The organism is Microcoleus sp. K1-B1 (genome assembly GCF_036704705.1).
GTDB lineage: Bacteria > Cyanobacteriota > Cyanobacteriia > Cyanobacteriales > Microcoleaceae > Microcoleus.
The window spans coordinates 21,946-39,312 of sequence record NZ_JAUBSH010000063.1 but is presented as its reverse complement, the minus strand read 5'-3'; the positions used below and the strand labels follow the sequence as shown (position 1 = coordinate 39,312).

Genomic DNA, 17,367 nt, shown 5'->3' with positions numbered 1-17,367 from the left:
TCATCTTTATTTGACGATTTTACTAGCTTTTTCATTTTAACTCTTTTTTGACACATTCGCAAAAGTGAGATGCACCCAATAGGAGTGACAATTCCTGCAACTTTAATCAGTAACAATCCAGAGCAAGTTAGGGAATTTGTCGAACCTCATGAAAAAGTAATTTTTAAGCCCGTTTATGGTGGCGCTCATACCAAGTTGGTGACAGAGGCGCATTTAGAACCTAATCGCCTGGACTTGGCTTTGAGTATTTCTCCTATCACAATACAAGAGTATATTCCTGGGACAAACATTCGCAGTTATGTGATTGGTGAATCAGTTTATTCTGCGGAAATTCGCAGTCAAGCTTTGGACTTTCGGGAAGATTTAGAGTCCGAGCTAATTCCTGTTGATTTGCCCGAATCAGTTCACCAACAATGTTTAGCAATATTAAAGGCATTTATGCTCAATTGGACTGCTATTGATTGGCGTCTCAAGCCAACCGGTGAGTATGTATTTTTAGAAGCCAATCCTAGTCCGATGTTCAGACATTTTGAGCGTCAGACTGGTTTTCCGATTACACAAAAATTAGTCAATCTGTTAATGTATTAACTGGGACTTAAGAGGCGATCGTAATTTTGCCAATCATTCCCGCCTCTGTATGTCCGGCTACCGTACAGCGCAGGTTGTAAGTTCCAGATTTCATCGGTACTAACACCCATTCTGCCATAGCGCCCGGTTTAAGTTCCAGTTCGTGAATCGCTCCTTTAATTTCCACCTTACCCGCTTCAACTTTTTGAGTCCAACTCGCATCAGCAAAGTTTTTGGCAGTGAAATAATGTTTCTGCGAACTGGGATTTTTCAGCACTAATTTATAGCGCTTGCCCGATTCAAATTCTAGCAGATTGGGAAAAAATTTGAGTTCCCCAGCTTCGTTACCTAAACTAATAGTAATTTCGGTGACTGGTTGCCGAGACAAATCACCGGCAGCACTAGCCATTGTCGCTGGCATCAAGATTGTACTCAAACATAAAATTAGTCCCAAAGTCACCTTGAAAGTTTTTTGTAACCGCTGGCTGCGGTAGAATTTGCCTAATTGCCAACCGAGTAAATTGATCATGGCTGTTATGACTACTGTTAACTGACTGCTGATAAATGACTAATGATTTAATTCGATCGCCAAACTTCATCCCAAGGCCCGCCCCCAACTTCCAAACCCGATAAAGAGCTTTGAGCCTCTAAGATAATTCTAGAACGCTGCTTGCCATTTTTTTCAACATTTCCCCCCAACAACTCTCGCAGTTGCAAGCGCAATTCACCGTGCGTCGTATCCCGGCAGCAAAAAGCCATGCCTTTTTCGGTAGGAGTTCGCACATAAGTACCAGGACTGTTTGTAGTGCCAATCAACTCAACTTCAAATTGGCTGTTTCTAGCCTGCATTTTCCAGCTTCCCCAAGGCTCAATATTCCAACTAACTTGGGAATTCCAAGGCACAAATTCGTAAAATTTGCCTCGGTAATGCAGACAAATCATTGCTACCGATTCCATCCACCACAGCACGCCCCGCTTGCCACCGCCAGCAGTTAAAGCTAAATCCTTTTCGCCTTGAAAACAATTGCAATTAATCCAAAACCACTTTTGCGGAAAAGCACCGCCCCAGTTTTTTTCGCTGTAAGCGGGAGCATCTTTAAATTCGTAGCGTTCGCCATTCCAATCAATCCAGCCCGTGGCTAAACCGTGAGCCATTAAAATTTGCCATCCCGGTTCAAATACGGGCAGAAAAGATAGCATTCCCGCCGTTGATTTCTGGATTTCTTCAGAGTTTCCCCAGCCATAAATAGGTTGAATTTCGTACTGCCAAAAACAGTGGCTGCCGCTTCCCGGATCATGCAGATAACCTTGATTCAAAGTAGCAGTAGCTTGATAGCCTTCTTCGACGCGGCTGTCGAATACTTGCGGCTCTAAATATTGGGGTTTAATTTGTAAATCTGTTTTGCCCCAATGTCCGAAACCTAAGCTTTCTCGGTGCGCCCAAAACTTATTTACATCGGGAAAGGTGCGGCACAAATAGCTATCTTTCGGGCCGAGAATTTGAGCTGCACCGCCACTGTAAGGTTGACCGCCTCTGGGGTCTTCGATGGAATACATGAATGCAAAGGATTGTCCGTGAATCGGTAATGTTATTCGGTAGTACCAGCCTTCAAAAAAGCGGCGGGAACTGCCGTCCCAGTGGTAGCCACTGTGGGGAGTTTCAATAGTTTTGAGTTTTGAGAGTGAATTTGACATAAAATTACCAATAGCAGAAAGAAGAGTCAGTAGTCAGTAGTCAGTAGTCATTAGTTAACCGTTAACAGTCAACAGTCAACAGTCAACAGTCAACGGTTAACAATGCCCAATGCCCAATGCCCAATGCCCAATGCCCAATGCCCAATGCCCAATGCCCAATTCCTAATGACTAATATGATAGGTTATTAATTATGTCTTTAGCACTTTGGCGATCGCCCTTAGCTCGTGCCCTCCACCGCAACCGCAGTCTTGCTTTTGCCCGCTACTTGCAACTAGCAACTGTTCGCGCTACCGGGCGTCCGGCTAACCGCACTGTGGTGTTTCGAGGCTTTTTAGCAGATACTAATCAGTTAAAGTTTATTACAGATATTCGCAGTCAAAAGGCCGAGGAAATTAACCTCTATCCTTGGGGAGAAATTTGCTGGTATTTCCCGAAAACTCGCGAACAATTTCGGATTGCTGGAAAGCTAGTTTTGGTAGGGGCAGATTATCCAGAGGCCCAGTTGTTCTCATCGCGGTGCACAACTTGGCAGGAGCTTTCTGAGGCGGCTAGATCACAGTTTGCTTGGCCTCATCCGGGGGATGACAAAGCCGAGGCTAGTGCTTTTGATTCTGCTTCCCCAGATGCGATCGAGCCGCTGCCTAATTTTTGCTTGCTGTTGTTGGAACCCGAAACGGTGGATTTTTTGGAGTTGCGGGGGGAACCGCAAAACCGGTCGCTTTATTGGTGCGACGGGGAGGGAAATTGGTCTGTGCGCGAGGTCAATCCTTGAAAAAGAAGTCAGTAGTCAGTAGTCATTAGTTATTGGTTATTAGTTTATTAGTTATTAGTTATTAGTTATTGGTTATTTGTTTTCAGTTCCAATGCCCAATGCCCAATGCCCAATGCCCAATGCCCAATGCCCAATGCCCAATGCCCAATTCCCTATGCCCAATGCCCTATGCCCAATTCAAATTTTAGATGCCGCTGCCATCGAAAAATTCTTGAATAGCTTTATCTTTTAACTTGCAGCTAGGGGTTGTAATTAGCTGTGTTTTTTCGGCTAAGGCTACATTGCTGGCTTGGTTTAAAGCTTCTGATACTGATTGAAAATTGTGGGAATTGGGATCAGAAGTTAAGGAGATAGATGGTTGAGGAAGCAAACTTTTTACTTGCTGTTCGAGGGATTCGATACGATCGAGCAAAGAACGAATTACCACAGCTTCCGAATCCGGCAAACTGCCGTGTTCTAGGGGATTGACGCGCACTCCCGATCGATAGACGATGCGGCCGGGAATCCCTACCACTGTACAGTCAGATGGTACGTCGCGGAGCACGACGGAACCGGCGCCGATGCGGACGTTATTGCCAATTTGCAGATTTCCGAGTACCTTGGCGCCGGCACCTACAACTACGTTTTCGCCGACGGTAGGGTGACGCTTGCCACTTTGTTTGCCAGTACCGCCCAGGGTGACACCTTGGTAAATTAGGGCAAAATCGCCGATAATCGCTGTTTCGCCGATCACAACCCCCATACCGTGGTCGATGAATACGCTTTTGCCGATGGTTGCCCCTGGGTGGATTTCAATTCCGGTCAAAAAGCGAGCAATGTGGGAAATCAAGCGGGGGATGAAGGGAAGCCCCAACACATAAAGCCAGTGTGCGAGGCGGTGCAGCACTAGGGCCTGAAGACCGGGGTAGCAAAACAAAACTTCCAGCCAGTTGCGAGCGGCAGGGTCGCGATCGAAAATTATACTGAAGTCAGCTCTAAGAGTCTTTAGCACTTTCGGAGTTACCTATTTTGGTTAAACACGCCACTTTCGATTTTACATTTTACTTGATGGCGGAAGTGAGCGGTCGATCGGGAGATTGGGGGATATTACGGAGTGGAACCGTGGGAGAGTGGGAGATGGGGATAATTTGATGATATTTTATTGTCTCCATCCAAAAGCGTCGCTGCGCTCTATTCCTGTACTGAGATTGTATAGTTAGACTTGACTCCGGGTTCGAGAGTACCTACCCAAATCCTGTAAGAGCCTGCTTGCCAGTCTGAATCAAGTATGCCAGCATCTTTATTCTGACCTATATCGTCTCCGCAGCGCACCGCATTACCGGGGCCTTGTACGAGTAAGGTCGTGTCCTTGCCTCCGCTGTTGATTTGGAGTGTGAGTTTTGAAAAGTTTTGTTGCAAGACTATGATGTGGTCGGGAGTTGGGGTGGCAAAACCCAAACATTTGTTTTTGTGGCGATCGGCGTTGGCTATGACAGATAGAGAGTACGATCCGCCTGTGGAACCTCTCAAAACTGCTGTTGGGGCTGCAAAACCTCGCGATAAAGTTAAAGTGCCGAAATTGGCTGTTTCTGCTAAAACTGGTAGGGCGGCGATCGCGGCGATCGCACCCAAGAGCGCACCGTTTTTGAAATTGGCTCGCTGATTAAACAACATGGCAATACTCCTCGGTCACTATTTAACATCACAACTCAGAATTTACCCATCGCAGCCCCTAGAACACAAACTCTGGAGGAAGAATAATTTTTAAATTAGTTCAAAACCTCCTGGCTTCTCTTCCTTATGTCTATCAGGACAATCCCTCTACGATCGCGCTCGCTTGTGCCACTCGGATTTCTGCCACAGGCGATCGACTCAGATCCGAAATTGTACGGTGTCTAGATGATAAATTTGATACTCCTAGCCTTGCTGTTGGCGATCGGTTCCCTATTGACACAGGCCTTGGTATTGTTACCTATAGGTCTATCCGGCTGGCTCCACCTCCCTAATTGGCTGAGCCTGGGCTTGATTTTTCTGGCTATTTCTTGGTGCTTGGGGGATTAGTGAGCAGTCAGCAGTCAGCAGTCATGAGTGATGAGTTATTAGTGATTAGTCAAAAAATTATCAATCATTCCGCTTCCCCCAAAGGTCAAGGCCCGCTCGGCCCCGGTTTGATCATGTATACTTCACAATTGACAATTCAAGAATCTAAAATCTAGGATTTGACATCTACCTATAGAATGATGCAACGACAAGTTTATTCGATCTCAGCATTTCACTCTTCTGACAAAACCCTGGCGGAAACTCCTAAGAAACAGGAGCGTCCGATACACCGGGCGATCGTGTTAATGCTGGTGGCAACAGGTTTGCTGGGCCTGCACGCTAGTCGGCTGGTGGAATTGCAACTGATACAAGGAAAGCAAAACCGGGAACGAGCCGAAAACAATCGCGTTCGCCTAGTGCCAATGGCGGCGAATCGCGGACATATTATCGATCGCCAAGGCAAGTTGCTAGCGGCAAATAATTTAGCTCGATCGGTATATTTGTGGCCGAAAGAACAAACGCCGGAACAGTGGAAAGCGACAGCAGAAAAGTTGAGTCCGCTGGTTAAAATCCCGGTCGAAGAAATTTTAAAAAAAATAAAAGAGGTCGATCCTCAATCCTATAGACCGGTGCGGCTCAAGCAAGCAATGCCGCCAGAGGTGTTTGTGCCACTAGCAGAAGAGGTGGGACAAATGCGGGGAGTGGAAGTGCGGCCAGAAGCGAACCGCTACTATCCCGAAGGCAGTTTGGCCGCTCACGTGATCGGATATATTGGCGAAGCTACCGCAGCAGACTTGGAAGCTCATCCCGAATATCCGATGGGGATGATTGTCGGTCAAATGGGCATAGAAGCGAGCTCTAACAAGAAGATTGCCGGAGTTTGGGGCGATCGGCTGATCGAGGTAAATGCCCAAAATCAAGAATTGCGGCTGATGGGAGAGACACCGCCCAAACCCGGTGAGGCGGTGCAGCTAACCATAGACTTGGAAATGCAAAAAGCAGCCGAAAAAGCCTTGGGGCACCGCCGGGGAGCAGTAGTGGCGCTGGATGTCAAAACCGGGGCGGTATTAGTTATGGCCAGCCACCCGACTTTTGACCCCAATCTATTTACGCGAAAAATCACTAAGGATGAGTGGAAAACTCTTCAAGACCCGGAAAATCCATTTTTGAATCGGGCAATGCAAGGCTATCCCCCCGGCAGCACCTTTAAAATTGTGACTTCCGTCGCGGGCCTGGAGTCGGGCAAATTTTCGCCGGACTCAATTCTTGGTACTTCGTCTTACATTACGGTGGGGGGAATTGATTTTAATGAACACAGCGGCGGTTACGGCGACATCGGCTTTCGGGATGCTTTGGCTTTCAGCAGCAATACATTTTTTTATCAAGTGGGTATTAGTACCGGGCCGGAGCAAATTTCTAAGTGGGGACACCGCTTGGGAATTGGCAAGGATACGGATTTAAATCTTTTGGGGCTAGGCGGTGGCGATCACGGTCAAATCCCGACGCCGGAGGAGAAGGAGAAACTTTATAAAGAACCTTGGTATGCGGGTGATACGGTAACGATGTCGATCGGCCAGGGGTTGGTGTTGGTGACTCCTTTGGAGGCGGCGGTGATGGTGAGTTCGATCGCTAATGGGGGCTATCGCGTGAAGCCTCATCTTTTGACTTCTATGACCGGCACAGCCGAGACTCAACGGGTACATACGGGGATGAAACCTTCAACAGTTCAGGTGGTTAAGGAAGGACTGATCGCGGTAGTTGCCCAGGGTACGGGACAGGGATTGAATGACGGTACGATTCCGCTGACTGCGGGCAAAACAGGGACTTCGGAGGTGATTGGACAGAACGATCACTCACTGTATGTGGCGTTCGGGCCTGCCTCCAAGCCGGAAATTGCGATCGCCGTGGTTGTGGAAAATGGCGGTTATGGTTCTGTTGCCGCGGCCCCGATCGCCAAAGAGGTATTTCAAGCTTATTTTGGTAAATCTAAAAAGGTGAATGAGTCAGTAGTTATTAGTCCTTAGTTATTGGGAATTGGGAATTGGGAATTGGGAATTGGGCATGGGGAATGGGGCATTGGGCATTGGGCATGGGGAATGGGGCATTGGGCATTGGGAATTGGCCATAGTTTCTTGTTTTTCCTTCTTCCTTCTTCCTTCTTCCTTCTTCCTTCTTCCTTCTTCCTTCTTCCTTCTTCCTTCTTCCTTCTTCCTTCTGACTAATTGAGCCGCATAAATATAGTAGCTTTGCGAATGCCTGTTATTTCTCCCGTACTGGTAACAGTGAGCGATCGCAAGTGGTCGAACAATGGTCTTGCCGAAAGTTCAATTAACCTCAACAGCGGGATTTGTTTTTCCCAAATTGCCCTGCTGGATGGCCAGTCTAAATAAAAATAGCCGTCGTTAGATGGCGGTAGCGGTTCAATGCTGGTTTGAAAATCTTGATTGGCAACTAAAGAACCTGTTGCGGCTGCTTCTAGTGCTGCGTCCATTGCTTCTACTGAAGTGGTGAAAATTTCGTATTTACCGACGGTGGCTCGGACTCCTTTTGCCTCGGTTTCGATCGCACTTTTTCTATTATTTTCTCTTCCATAATTTGCGTTCGTTGTCAACTGCGTCCAAGCGGTAATTTTCTGGTTTCTAAGAGTGAAGCTGCCGATGCTATATTCTTTGCTGCGGGCAATTTCATCGAGTTTGTCGATCGCCTTTTGGGAATCGGCAGAGTTTTCGGTGGCAAAAATCCAGTCGGCACCATTTGACGAATTCGGAAGCACTGCTAAAGCGTATTCTCCTTGTACCCAGTCAAATATATCCTGTGGCAGGTTGACGCCCCAAAGTTGCTGAATATCTCCCAGGGTGCGATCGACTAAATTTGAGACTTCTGGATTAGTGGAAACCGCCGATGACAAATCAACCCAAAAATTCCTTAAATCTGTGCTGGCGACCGCGAAAGGACTCGCTGAGGGAATGTATTGCAAGGCTTGCACCGGTTCGGAGAGTGTTGGAGAAGCTGTGTTTTCTCGCGATGTCACTAAAGCAGTTTGAGCCAGCAATCCCCGTCGGTTGACTCCGACAGCAACTGCGAGGGAATTAAGAGAAACTTGGGGATTTTGCTCGGTTGCTGATTGCGGGAGATTGACAAATGCTAAAGCGATTCTGCCTTGATTTAGCTGCTGCAAAGCTTTTTGATATTCCGGGGTATTGTTGAGATTTAGGTTGGCTGATTCAAGGTTATTAATTGCATCTCGAATCACAATCGGGCTATTGGAAAATAAAACAAAACTTTGGTTATTCCCAGAATTAAAATTACCGCCGATGGCTGCTGTTGCGAAGCTGGATGGCAACTTGGAAGTCGGCAGAGAAAACGGGTTAAAAGGCGAAAGCGAAGCAGATTTTTTCTGGGATATTGGTGCTTGTTTATAATTAATTTTCACGCCTTTATATATTTCCGACTGCACTGTTTTATCGCCACGAGATTGTTGGCGCCAGTAGGAGTCGATAAATTTTTGGCTGCGATCGACCTTTTGGGAGGAAACGGCCAGCAAAAACCCGGCTTGTTGGCCGTTGCTGCTATCGCCATCGAAATCTGGGTTTGTGACGGCGAGGGTAATTTCGTCACCTATCCAAGGTTGGATATCTCGACTGTAATCCAAGCCTGTACTGGCGAGGAAACTTTTTTTGATTCGCTCAAATTCTGCGTGCGATCGACTTCTTTCTTCGGGAGTGGCAAAAACTTGTCGCAATGCTTCGAGGCGATCGGGATTTACCAGCATTGAAGCTAACAAAGGTGCTTGTTTCGAGACAAACACAGCCGCAGCAGGAGTAGTTGTCGGCCCGCCGGCGAGCAAATTCAGGGGAGTTTGAGTTGTCAGCCAGTAAAAACCACCGGCACTCAAGCCTAAGAGTGCCAAGACGCCAGCAATGAGGAAAGAAAAGAACGATCGCAGCTTCATAAAACAAGGACTAATGACCACAGTCTATTATTAACTAGAGTAGCGCATGACCGTAGCTGTCGGCAGATACTTTTTGTGCTGTTCGCAAAAAAAAAGAATCAATTAAAATATTCTCAAACTATAAAATTTCCGTAAAATGCTAACAATATCAACGCCCCCCGAACAGCGAATTTTACTCCCCAATATCAGTTGGCAGTTATATGAAAGCCTCCTAGCGGAACTGGGCAACAAACGTTCCACCAGAATGGCTTATCATCAAGGTCAATTAGAAATTATGGTGCCGCTACCGGAACATGAAAATCGCAACAGGCTGATCGATCGCTTAATTGTAACTCTCATAGAAGAACTCAATCTAGAGTACAACCCCTTTGGCTCGATGACGATCAAAAAACGCAAAAAAGCAGCGGGTAAAGAACCAGATTCCTGTTATTATATCCAGAATGAAGCACTGGTCAGAGGGAGAACAGAATTAGACTTTGCTCAAGATCCGCCGCCAGATTTAGCACTGGAAATTGATATTACCAGCAGTTCCTTAAATCAATTCGATTTATATGCAGATTTAGGCGTACCCGAAATTTGGCGGTACGATGGACGAAGCATCAAGTTTTATCAATTGCAAAATGGCGAATATGCCGAGTGCAATTTTTCGCGGGCTTTCCCGATGCTACCTACTGCAAAAGTTGAGGAATTTATTGATCGCACTCAAACTACAGGCGCAACCACAGCAGTGCGAGAATTACGGGAATGGGTAAAAAATCACTAATTGTGTAGTCTACCACGGCACTCCTCGCGCATCGGAAAAATCTGCATCTAGAACCGCCCCCGGATCAAATACAGCATCAGTTAAATCAGCCTTTCTAAACGACGTTATCGACAATTTTTCTATTTGTTCAACAGCGATAAAAAAGCCGATCGCAGTTAACCCCAGAATTACCCCAGAAACCAAAAATAAGACAATTCCCCTGATAGTATCTCCGCCCAAAAATGTCACAATACCGCTAGCACCGATCGCAGCAGCAGCCCCAGCCACAGCCCCCGCCACAATCCCAGCCTCGCACCGAGTCGCAGCAATCGCCGTCGCAGCGGTTCCAGCCACAGCCACAGCCCCCGCATCCGCCCCGGCAATCAGTCCAATCAAAGCCCCAGCCGTCGTCACTGTCACCGCAGTCACCCCAGCCCTAGCAATCAAATTTCTCACCCGCCTGCGGCTTTGTCCGGTTCTGACACCCTGAAAATTTGCCCCCCTCAAAATCGCCCCGGTGAAATTGCAGCCTCGAATGTCGGAACCGCTGAAATTCGCCCCTGACAAGTCAAGCCCTTTAAAAGAACGGTTCCGCAAGTTTTGGTTAGCAAAATTGAGATTTCGAGGTTGAGTCATTCGATTTTAGATTTTAGATTTTAGATTTTAGATTTACAACCCAAAGACCTAGGATTGTAGATTTTAGATTATAGATTTTAGATTAACCAAGCACAGGGCATTTAGAATATAGCCTGTGGTTTATAACGAGTTTCCATGTCTCCCATCTCCGAATCCCCATTTTCCCCCGAACAAATTGCCGGTGAAAGACTCACACCTGAAGAATATGAAGAAATCGTTCAGCGTCTAGGCCGCCATCCTAATAAAGCTGAATTGGGAATGTTCGGCGTCATGTGGAGCGAACACTGCTGTTACAAAAATTCGCGGCCACTATTAAAACAGTTTCCCACAGAGGGCGATCGAATTCTCGTCGGGCCTGGAGAAAATGCCGGCGTCGTAGACTTGGGATACGGCTTGCAACTCGCCTTCAAAATTGAATCCCACAACCACCCGTCAGCAGTCGAACCATTCCAAGGTGCAGCAACCGGTGTCGGCGGGATTCTCCGCGATATCTTCACAATGGGTGCTCGCCCGATCGCACTTTTAAATTCCCTGCGTTTTGGCAACTTAGACGATGCTAAAACTCAGAGATTGTTCAAAGGCGTAGTATCAGGAATAAGTCACTATGGGAATTGCATCGGAGTACCCACAGTTGGCGGCGAAGTTTACTTCGATCCTGCTTATTCCGGCAACCCGTTAGTTAACGTGATGGCCTTGGGTTTAATGGAAACGCAAGAAATCGTAAAATCCGGGGCATCCGGCATCGGAAATCCCGTGCTGTATGTCGGTTCAACTACCGGGCGAGATGGCATGGGAGGAGCAAGTTTTGCCAGTGCAGAATTGACAGACAAATCAATGGACGATCGCCCCGCCGTCCAAGTAGGAGATCCATTTTTAGAAAAATCCTTAATTGAAGCTTGTTTAGAAGCATTCAAAACCGGTGCAGTCGTCGCTGCCCAAGATATGGGTGCAGCGGGAATCACCTGTTCCACATCAGAAATGGCAGCCAAAGGCGGCGTCGGCATTGAATTCGATTTAGACAAAGTTCCCGTTCGAGAAAGCGGTATGGTTCCTTACGAATACCTGCTTTCGGAATCCCAAGAACGGATGTTGTTTGTTGCCCAAAAAGGACGCGAACAGGAATTAATCGATATTTTCCACAGATGGGGATTGCACGCGGTTGTAGCGGGGACAGTTATCGAAAAGCCGATCGTCCGAATTCTCTTTAAAGGCGAAATCGCTGCGGAAATTACCGCGACTGCTTTGGCAGATAACACGCCAATTTATCACCGAGAACTGTTGACAGAGCCGCCAGAATATGCTAAAAAAGCATGGGAATGGACGGCGGATTCGCTGCCACAGTCCACAGTTACAGGTATCGAAATTAACGGTAATTTCCAAACTTGGAATCAGATTTTGCTGACGCTTTTAGATACTCCCACCATCGCTTCTAAACGCTGGGTTTATCGCCAATACGACCATCAAGTGCAAAACAATACTGTTGTTTTACCGGGAGGCGCTGATGCGGCGGTTGTCAGATTGCGTCCGCTAGAACCCTGCCAATCTTCCCTTGCTGAAGGGGTAGAAGTACACCCCCTTGCTAAGGGGGATCTACTGAGAGAAAATGCTGTTTCTCTAGCTTCCGAAATCAAACAGGAAGAAGAGGTAATTCCTCTATTTAAAAAGGCACAAGGTAGGGAAACTCCAAAAGTTTCTCCCCCCCTTAGCAAGAAGGAAGCGCCCTTGGGGATGATTCCTGGAGTTGCTGCAACGGTTGATTGCAATTCTCGTTATGTTTATCTCGATCCTTATGAAGGTGCAAAAGCAGTCGTAGCGGAAGCAGCGAGAAACTTAAGCTGTGTAGGTGCTGAACCTCTGGCAGTTACTGATAATTTGAATTTTGGCAGTCCCGAAAAGCCGATCGGATATTGGCAGTTAGCGTCAGCTTGTCGCGGCATTGCTGATGCTTGTCGGGAGTTGGGAACGCCTGTGACTGGCGGCAATGTTTCTCTTTACAATGAAACGGTTGATGCTGAAGGAAATCCTCAACCAATTTATCCGACTCCGGTAATCGGAATGGTGGGGTTAATTCCCGATTTGAAGAAGATTTCTGGCCAAGCTTGGCTAAAGAAAGGTGATTTAATTTATGTGCTGGGAATTGGTGAATCATCCCAAAACTCAGAACTTCCATCTGAAAGCTCAAAAATCGAAACTTCTCCTACTCTCGGAGGTTCGGAATATTTAGCGGCAATTCACGGGATTGTAGCTGGGAAACCCCCAAGGATTGATTTTGAGTTAGAAAGAAAAGTGCAATCAGTTTGTCGCGATGGAATTCGGCAAGGTTGGGTAGGTTCTGCCCATGATTGTGCGGAAGGTGGAATTGCGATCGCCCTCGCGGAATGCTGTATTTCTGCTAAAATGGGTGCGGAAATTCATCTCAGTTTCAATGCGGCAAATGTTGGTCGCTGGGATGAAATTTTGTTTGGTGAAATGGGCAACTGCATTGTAGTTTCAGTCGCACCGAAAAATCAAGAGATTTGGGAGGCTTACCTGCAAGAACATTTGACAAAAATGTGGCAAAAAATTGGTTTAGTTTGCTGTGCTGAATCACCTTTGCGGGTTGTGAGTGCTGATAATCAAGTGTTGATTGAGGTGGCGATGGGTGAGATGGGCGATCGATTCTATAATGCGATCGAGCGTCGGATTGCATCTGTCTAATCGCAGTCGATATAAAGGGCGGTTGAAACCGCCTCTACACAGACGAAACCCGCCGACGCGGGTTTAAAATTTTCAGTGTCCGCGCAGGCGGAGTTTGTTTGTGCAGAAGCGATTTCAAACGCCCAATTAATTGCCCAATTAATCGTCGAGTCAATCGCCCAGTCAATCTATACAATATAAACAGTATCATTCCTAAAATAAATGATTTGCTGTATCAATACCAACTGCGAAAAGCCTGACAACCCCGACGGACAAACATATTGCATCAGTTGTGGCGTTAAACTCGTACCCATACTGCGAAATCGTTTCCGCATGATCAAATTCCTCGGTAAAGGTGGCTTCGGCAGAACCTATTTAGCAGAAGATATTGATAAACTAAATCAACGCTGTGTCGTTAAACAATTAGCACCAAATGTCCAGGGGACTTGGGCGATTAACAAAGCGGTAGAATTATTTCAGCAAGAAGCCCGACAACTGCAACAGCTAGGACAACATCCCCAAATTCCATCACTAGATGCCTATTTTGAACAAGACAACTATTTGTATCTCGTACAGGAGTTTGTCGATGGTGATAATTTGTTAAACCTTTTCCAAAATCAGGGAATTTGGCAAGAAAGCCAAGTTAAGCAACTATTACTCGAACTTCTACCTGTTCTCAAGTTTATTCACGAACAAAAAATTATTCACCGAGATATCAAGCCTGAGAATATTATGCGCCGTCGCAGCGACGGTTTGTTAATGTTGATTGATTTCGGAGTTTCCAAACAGTTGTCGGGAACAGTGATGTCGAGACTGGGAACGCGAATTGGTTCAGATGGTTATGTACCCATTGAACAAATGAAAGGGGGTGAAGCTTATCCAGCCAGCGATTTGTTTAGCTTGGGGGCGACGGCTTTTCATCTACTGACAGGGCTATATCCTTTTGATTTGTGGGTGGATCAAGGTTATAGTTGGACGGCCAATTGGCAGCAACATTTGAAAAGCCCCATAGACAAGGGATTGGGATTGATTTTATCTAAGTTGTTGGCAAAAGATATTCAGCAGCGCTATCAATCAGCCGAGGAAGTTTTAAGAGATTTTCAAGGTCAGTCAAGACAAACTCCCGCACCGACACCAACTCCCGCGCCGACTTTAAAAAGGTTTGACTTTGACCCGGTGACAGTTGAGGTGCGGGGTAATATAAGTAGCCGTCAACGCTGTCAAGCACAATTTTTTAGTGAAAATTTAGGTAGCGGTTCAATCTTAGACATGGTAGCAATTCCTGGTGGCAGTTTCGTGATGGGTTCCCCCAATACGGAAGCAGGGCGAAGTAACAATGAAGGGCCGCAGCGTACTGTTAATATCTCTCCTTTTTTTATGGGTAAATATCCCATTACTCAAGAACAGTGGGAAGTAGTGATGGGGAATAACCCTTCTGATATCAAAGGTTTGAAACGTCCTGTAGAACAAGTAAGCTGGAATAATGCTCTGGAATTCTGCCAGAAAATTTCTCAAAAAACCGGCAAGATTTATCGCTTACCTTCGGAAGCCGAATGGGAATATGCTTGTCGCGCCGGAACTACAACGCCTTTCTATTTTGGCGAAACAATTACCCCAAATTTAGTTAATTATGATGGCAATTATCCCTACGGTGCTGCGCCGAAGGGACGTTACCGCAAACAAACAACGGATGTGGGGAGTTTTCCGCCGAATCCGTTTGGTTTGTATGATATGCACGGGAATGTTTGGGAATGGTGCAGCGATAAATGGCATGGTAATTATAACGGCGCACCGACTGATGGAAGTTCTTGGGAAACTGGAACAGATAATAACCGAGTGCTGCGTGCAGGTGCCTGGAACTGCAATACGGTCTATTGCCGTAGTGCCTATCGTGGCAGGAATTGGGCGGTCCATCGCAGCAGGCACCTCGGTTTTCGCGTTGCGGTGGCGTTGGTTTCTTCCTCGTCCTAGTTTCCGCGTAGTAGTGGTAGGGTGCGTCGCATCAAAAATCTGTAAGGAAGATCGACAATTTCACAGCGACGCACCACACAATAGTAAGGTGAGTCGCATTAAAAATCTGCAAATTGCCTAGAAAATTTCACAGCGACGCACCCTACAAATTAGGCTAATTTTTTCAATCGCCCTATCAATCGTCGATTCAATCGCCCAGTCAATCTATACAATATAAACAATATCATTCCTAAAACAAATGATTTGCTGTATCAATCCCGACTGCCAAAAACCTGAAAACCCCGACGGGCAAACATATTGCATCAGTTGTGGTCTTCAACTCGTACCCATCCTGCGAAATCGTTTCCGCATGATCAAACTCCTCGGTCAAGGTGGCTTCGGCAGAACCTATTTAGCAGAAGATATTGATAGACTAAATCAACGCTGTGTCGTTAAACAATTAGCACCCGATGTCCAGGGAACTTGGGCGATTAACAAAGCGGTAGAATTATTTCAGCTAGAAGCTAGACAACTGCAACAGCTAGGACAACATCCCCAAATTCCCTCCCTTGATGCCTACTTTGAAGACAACAAATATTTGTATCTCGTACAACAGTTTGTGGATGGGGAGAATTTGTTGACGCTTTTCCAAAATCAGGGAATTTTGCCAGAAAGCCAAGTTAAGCAACTATTACTCGAACTTCTACCTGTTCTCAAGTTTATTCACGAACAAAAAATCATTCACCGAGATATCAAGCCTGAGAATATTATGCGCCGTCATAGCGATGGTTTGTTGATGCTCATTGATTTCGGAGTGTCCAAACAGTTGTCGGGAACAGTGATATCGCGACAGGGAACGCAAATTGGTTCGCATGGTTATGCACCGCTTGAACAAATGCAAGGGGGTGAAGCTTATGCAGCCAGCGATTTGTTTAGCTTGGGGGCGACGGCTTTTCATCTACTGACGGGGGTACATCCTTATGGTTTGTGGACGGAACACGGTTATAGCTGGACTGGAAATTGGCAGCAACATTTGAAAAGTCCCATAGACAAGGGATTGGAATTGATTTTATCTAAGTTGTTGGCAAAAGATATGCAGCAGCGCTATCAATCAGCCGAGGAAGTTTTAAGAGATTGTCAAGGTCAGTCAAGACAATCTCCCGCACCGACACCAATTCCCACAATTCCTGTGATTCCACAGCACTCTTTGCCGTTACGAACTAACACAACAAGGCGAGGTTTCTTGCAATTAGCGGGTTTTGCTGGGGGAGGATTTGCATTAGCTGTGCTGGGTCAAAGTTTATTGAACAACAAATCTTCTTCATCTTCACCAAATCTTCCACCTTCATCCAAAAATGCGGCCCCATCTCCTAAATCATCAGCTCAAAAATCATCTCCAAAAACTACAGCAAAAAGTTCATCGCTAAAACCATCTCCACAATCTGTAGCAGAAAGTCCCTCGCCCAAACCATCTCCAAAACCATCTCCCAAACCCGCACCAGAAACTCCAAAACCTACGCCATCTTCCAATGCTTTAAAAAGCTTTACTTTTGAAACAGTGACAGTCAACTCAACGGGGCAAATTGGCAACCGCCGTCAAGGAAAAGCACAGGCTTTTATAGAAAATATGGGGAATGGTATTACTCTAGAAATGGTAGCAATTCCTGGTGGCAGTTTCGTGATGGGTTCCCCCGATACGGAAGCCGGACGAAGTAGTTATGAAGGGCCGCAGCGTACGGTGAATATCCCGGCTTTTTTTATGGGTAAATATGAGATAACTCAAGAACAATACCAAGCGGTGATGGGAAATAACCCTTCTGAGTTCCAAGGTGCGAAACTTCCTGTCGAAAAAGTAAGCTGGAATGACGCTGTGGAATTCTGCAAGCGGCTTTCTAAAAAAACAGGCAAGACTTATCGCTTACCTTCAGAAGCGGAATGGGAATATGCTTGTCGTGCCGGAACTAAAACACCTTTCTATTTTGGTGAAACAATTACCCCAGATTTAGTTAATTATAATGGCAATAATCCCTACGCTGGGGCATCGAAGGGACTTTACCGCAAACAAACAACTGATGTCGGGAATTTTTTACCCAATGCTTTTGGACTTTATGATATGCACGGAAATGTTTGGGAATGGTGCAGTCATCTCGACAACGATCGAAGCGATCGCCGGGTGCGGTGTGGCGGTTCCTGGAAGGACACTGCGGTGAATTGTCGCAGTGCGTATCGTCTTAGCAATTTGGCGGGCGATCGTTACTCGGACATCGGTTTTCGCGTGACTTTGGTTTCCGCGTAGTCTCCGGTTTTCTTTTCTGTGCTGTAGTCTCCCGCGAGGACTTTTCTTTTAAGGCTTGGCG

At 46.4% G+C, this 17,367-nt stretch carries 13 protein-coding genes; 7 read left to right on the top strand and 6 right to left on the bottom strand.

All coding sequences use genetic code 11. The annotated features are described in order from the left end of the window. The first annotated feature begins 69 nt into the window (after nt 1-69). On the top strand, nt 70-588 hold the full coding sequence (locus tag QUA83_RS20775; protein WP_333295504.1) for a hypothetical protein: 519 nt from the start codon (nt 70-72) through the stop codon (nt 586-588). A 7-nt stretch (nt 589-595) separates the two neighbouring features. Here the strand turns inward: QUA83_RS20775 and QUA83_RS20770 are convergent, their stop codons facing one another. Then, complete coding sequence (locus QUA83_RS20770) at nt 596-1,096, bottom strand: plastocyanin/azurin family copper-binding protein (protein ID WP_333295503.1); 501 nt, start codon at nt 1,094-1,096, stop codon at nt 596-598. 47 nt (nt 1,097-1,143) lie between these two features. Further along, nucleotides 1,144-2,262, bottom strand: a complete 1,119-nt coding sequence (locus QUA83_RS20765) for a tocopherol cyclase family protein (protein WP_333295501.1) — start codon at nt 2,260-2,262, stop codon at nt 1,144-1,146. Nucleotides 2,263-2,453: 191 nt separating this feature from the next. Here QUA83_RS20765 and QUA83_RS20760 point away from each other — a divergent pair, with 191 nt between their 5' ends. Further along, the gene (locus QUA83_RS20760; RefSeq protein ID WP_333295499.1) at nt 2,454-3,035 is read left to right on the top strand and encodes an Npun_F5749 family FMN-dependent PPOX-type flavoprotein; all 582 of its coding nucleotides are present in this window, start codon (nt 2,454-2,456) and stop codon (nt 3,033-3,035) included. Between the two features lie 184 nt (nt 3,036-3,219). On the opposite strand, the gene cysE is transcribed toward QUA83_RS20760, so the two are convergent. Together cysE and QUA83_RS20750 are read right to left on the bottom strand one after the other, a co-directional pair. Then, entirely contained in the window at nt 3,220-4,026 is an 807-nt protein-coding gene (gene cysE / locus QUA83_RS20755) for a serine O-acetyltransferase (protein WP_333295498.1), read from the bottom strand. A 179-nt stretch (nt 4,027-4,205) separates the two neighbouring features. After that, the gene (locus QUA83_RS20750) at nt 4,206-4,688 is read right to left on the bottom strand and encodes a hypothetical protein (RefSeq protein ID WP_333295496.1); all 483 of its coding nucleotides are present in this window, start codon (nt 4,686-4,688) and stop codon (nt 4,206-4,208) included. A gap of 563 nt (nt 4,689-5,251) precedes the next feature. Here QUA83_RS20750 and mrdA point away from each other — a divergent pair. Then, complete coding sequence (gene mrdA / locus QUA83_RS20745; protein ID WP_333295495.1) at nt 5,252-7,078, top strand: penicillin-binding protein 2; 1,827 nt, start codon at nt 5,252-5,254, stop codon at nt 7,076-7,078. Nucleotides 7,079-7,272: 194 nt separating this feature from the next. Here the strand turns inward: mrdA and QUA83_RS20740 are convergent, their stop codons facing one another. Further along, nucleotides 7,273-9,027, bottom strand: a complete 1,755-nt coding sequence (locus QUA83_RS20740) for a DUF3352 domain-containing protein (protein ID WP_333295494.1) — start codon at nt 9,025-9,027, stop codon at nt 7,273-7,275. Nucleotides 9,028-9,142: 115 nt separating this feature from the next. Between QUA83_RS20740 and QUA83_RS20735 the strand changes: the two genes are divergently transcribed. Beyond that, the gene (locus QUA83_RS20735) at nt 9,143-9,769 is read left to right on the top strand and encodes a Uma2 family endonuclease (RefSeq protein ID WP_333295493.1); all 627 of its coding nucleotides are present in this window, start codon (nt 9,143-9,145) and stop codon (nt 9,767-9,769) included. A gap of 9 nt (nt 9,770-9,778) precedes the next feature. Here QUA83_RS20735 and QUA83_RS20730 read toward each other — a convergent pair whose 3' ends face one another. After that, the gene (locus QUA83_RS20730; RefSeq protein ID WP_333295492.1) at nt 9,779-10,384 is read right to left on the bottom strand and encodes a pentapeptide repeat-containing protein; all 606 of its coding nucleotides are present in this window, start codon (nt 10,382-10,384) and stop codon (nt 9,779-9,781) included. A gap of 135 nt (nt 10,385-10,519) precedes the next feature. On the opposite strand from QUA83_RS20730, the gene purL reads away from it, so the two are divergent. The 3 genes from purL to QUA83_RS20715 all read left to right on the top strand — a co-directional run bounded on the left by purL (nt 10,520) and on the right by QUA83_RS20715 (nt 17,306). Beyond that, a complete protein-coding gene (gene purL / locus QUA83_RS20725; RefSeq protein ID WP_333295491.1) occupies nt 10,520-13,081 on the top strand; it encodes a phosphoribosylformylglycinamidine synthase subunit PurL in 2,562 nt (853 codons plus the stop codon). A gap of 201 nt (nt 13,082-13,282) precedes the next feature. Then, nucleotides 13,283-15,031: a bifunctional serine/threonine-protein kinase/formylglycine-generating enzyme family protein gene (locus tag QUA83_RS20720; RefSeq protein ID WP_333295489.1), complete on the top strand. Its 1,749-nt coding sequence runs from the start codon at nt 13,283-13,285 to the stop codon at nt 15,029-15,031. Between the two features lie 238 nt (nt 15,032-15,269). Next, nucleotides 15,270-17,306 (top strand): bifunctional serine/threonine-protein kinase/formylglycine-generating enzyme family protein, encoded by a 2,037-nt coding sequence (locus QUA83_RS20715; protein ID WP_333295487.1) that lies wholly within the window; start codon nt 15,270-15,272, stop codon nt 17,304-17,306. The last annotated feature ends 61 nt before the right edge of the window (nt 17,307-17,367 follow it).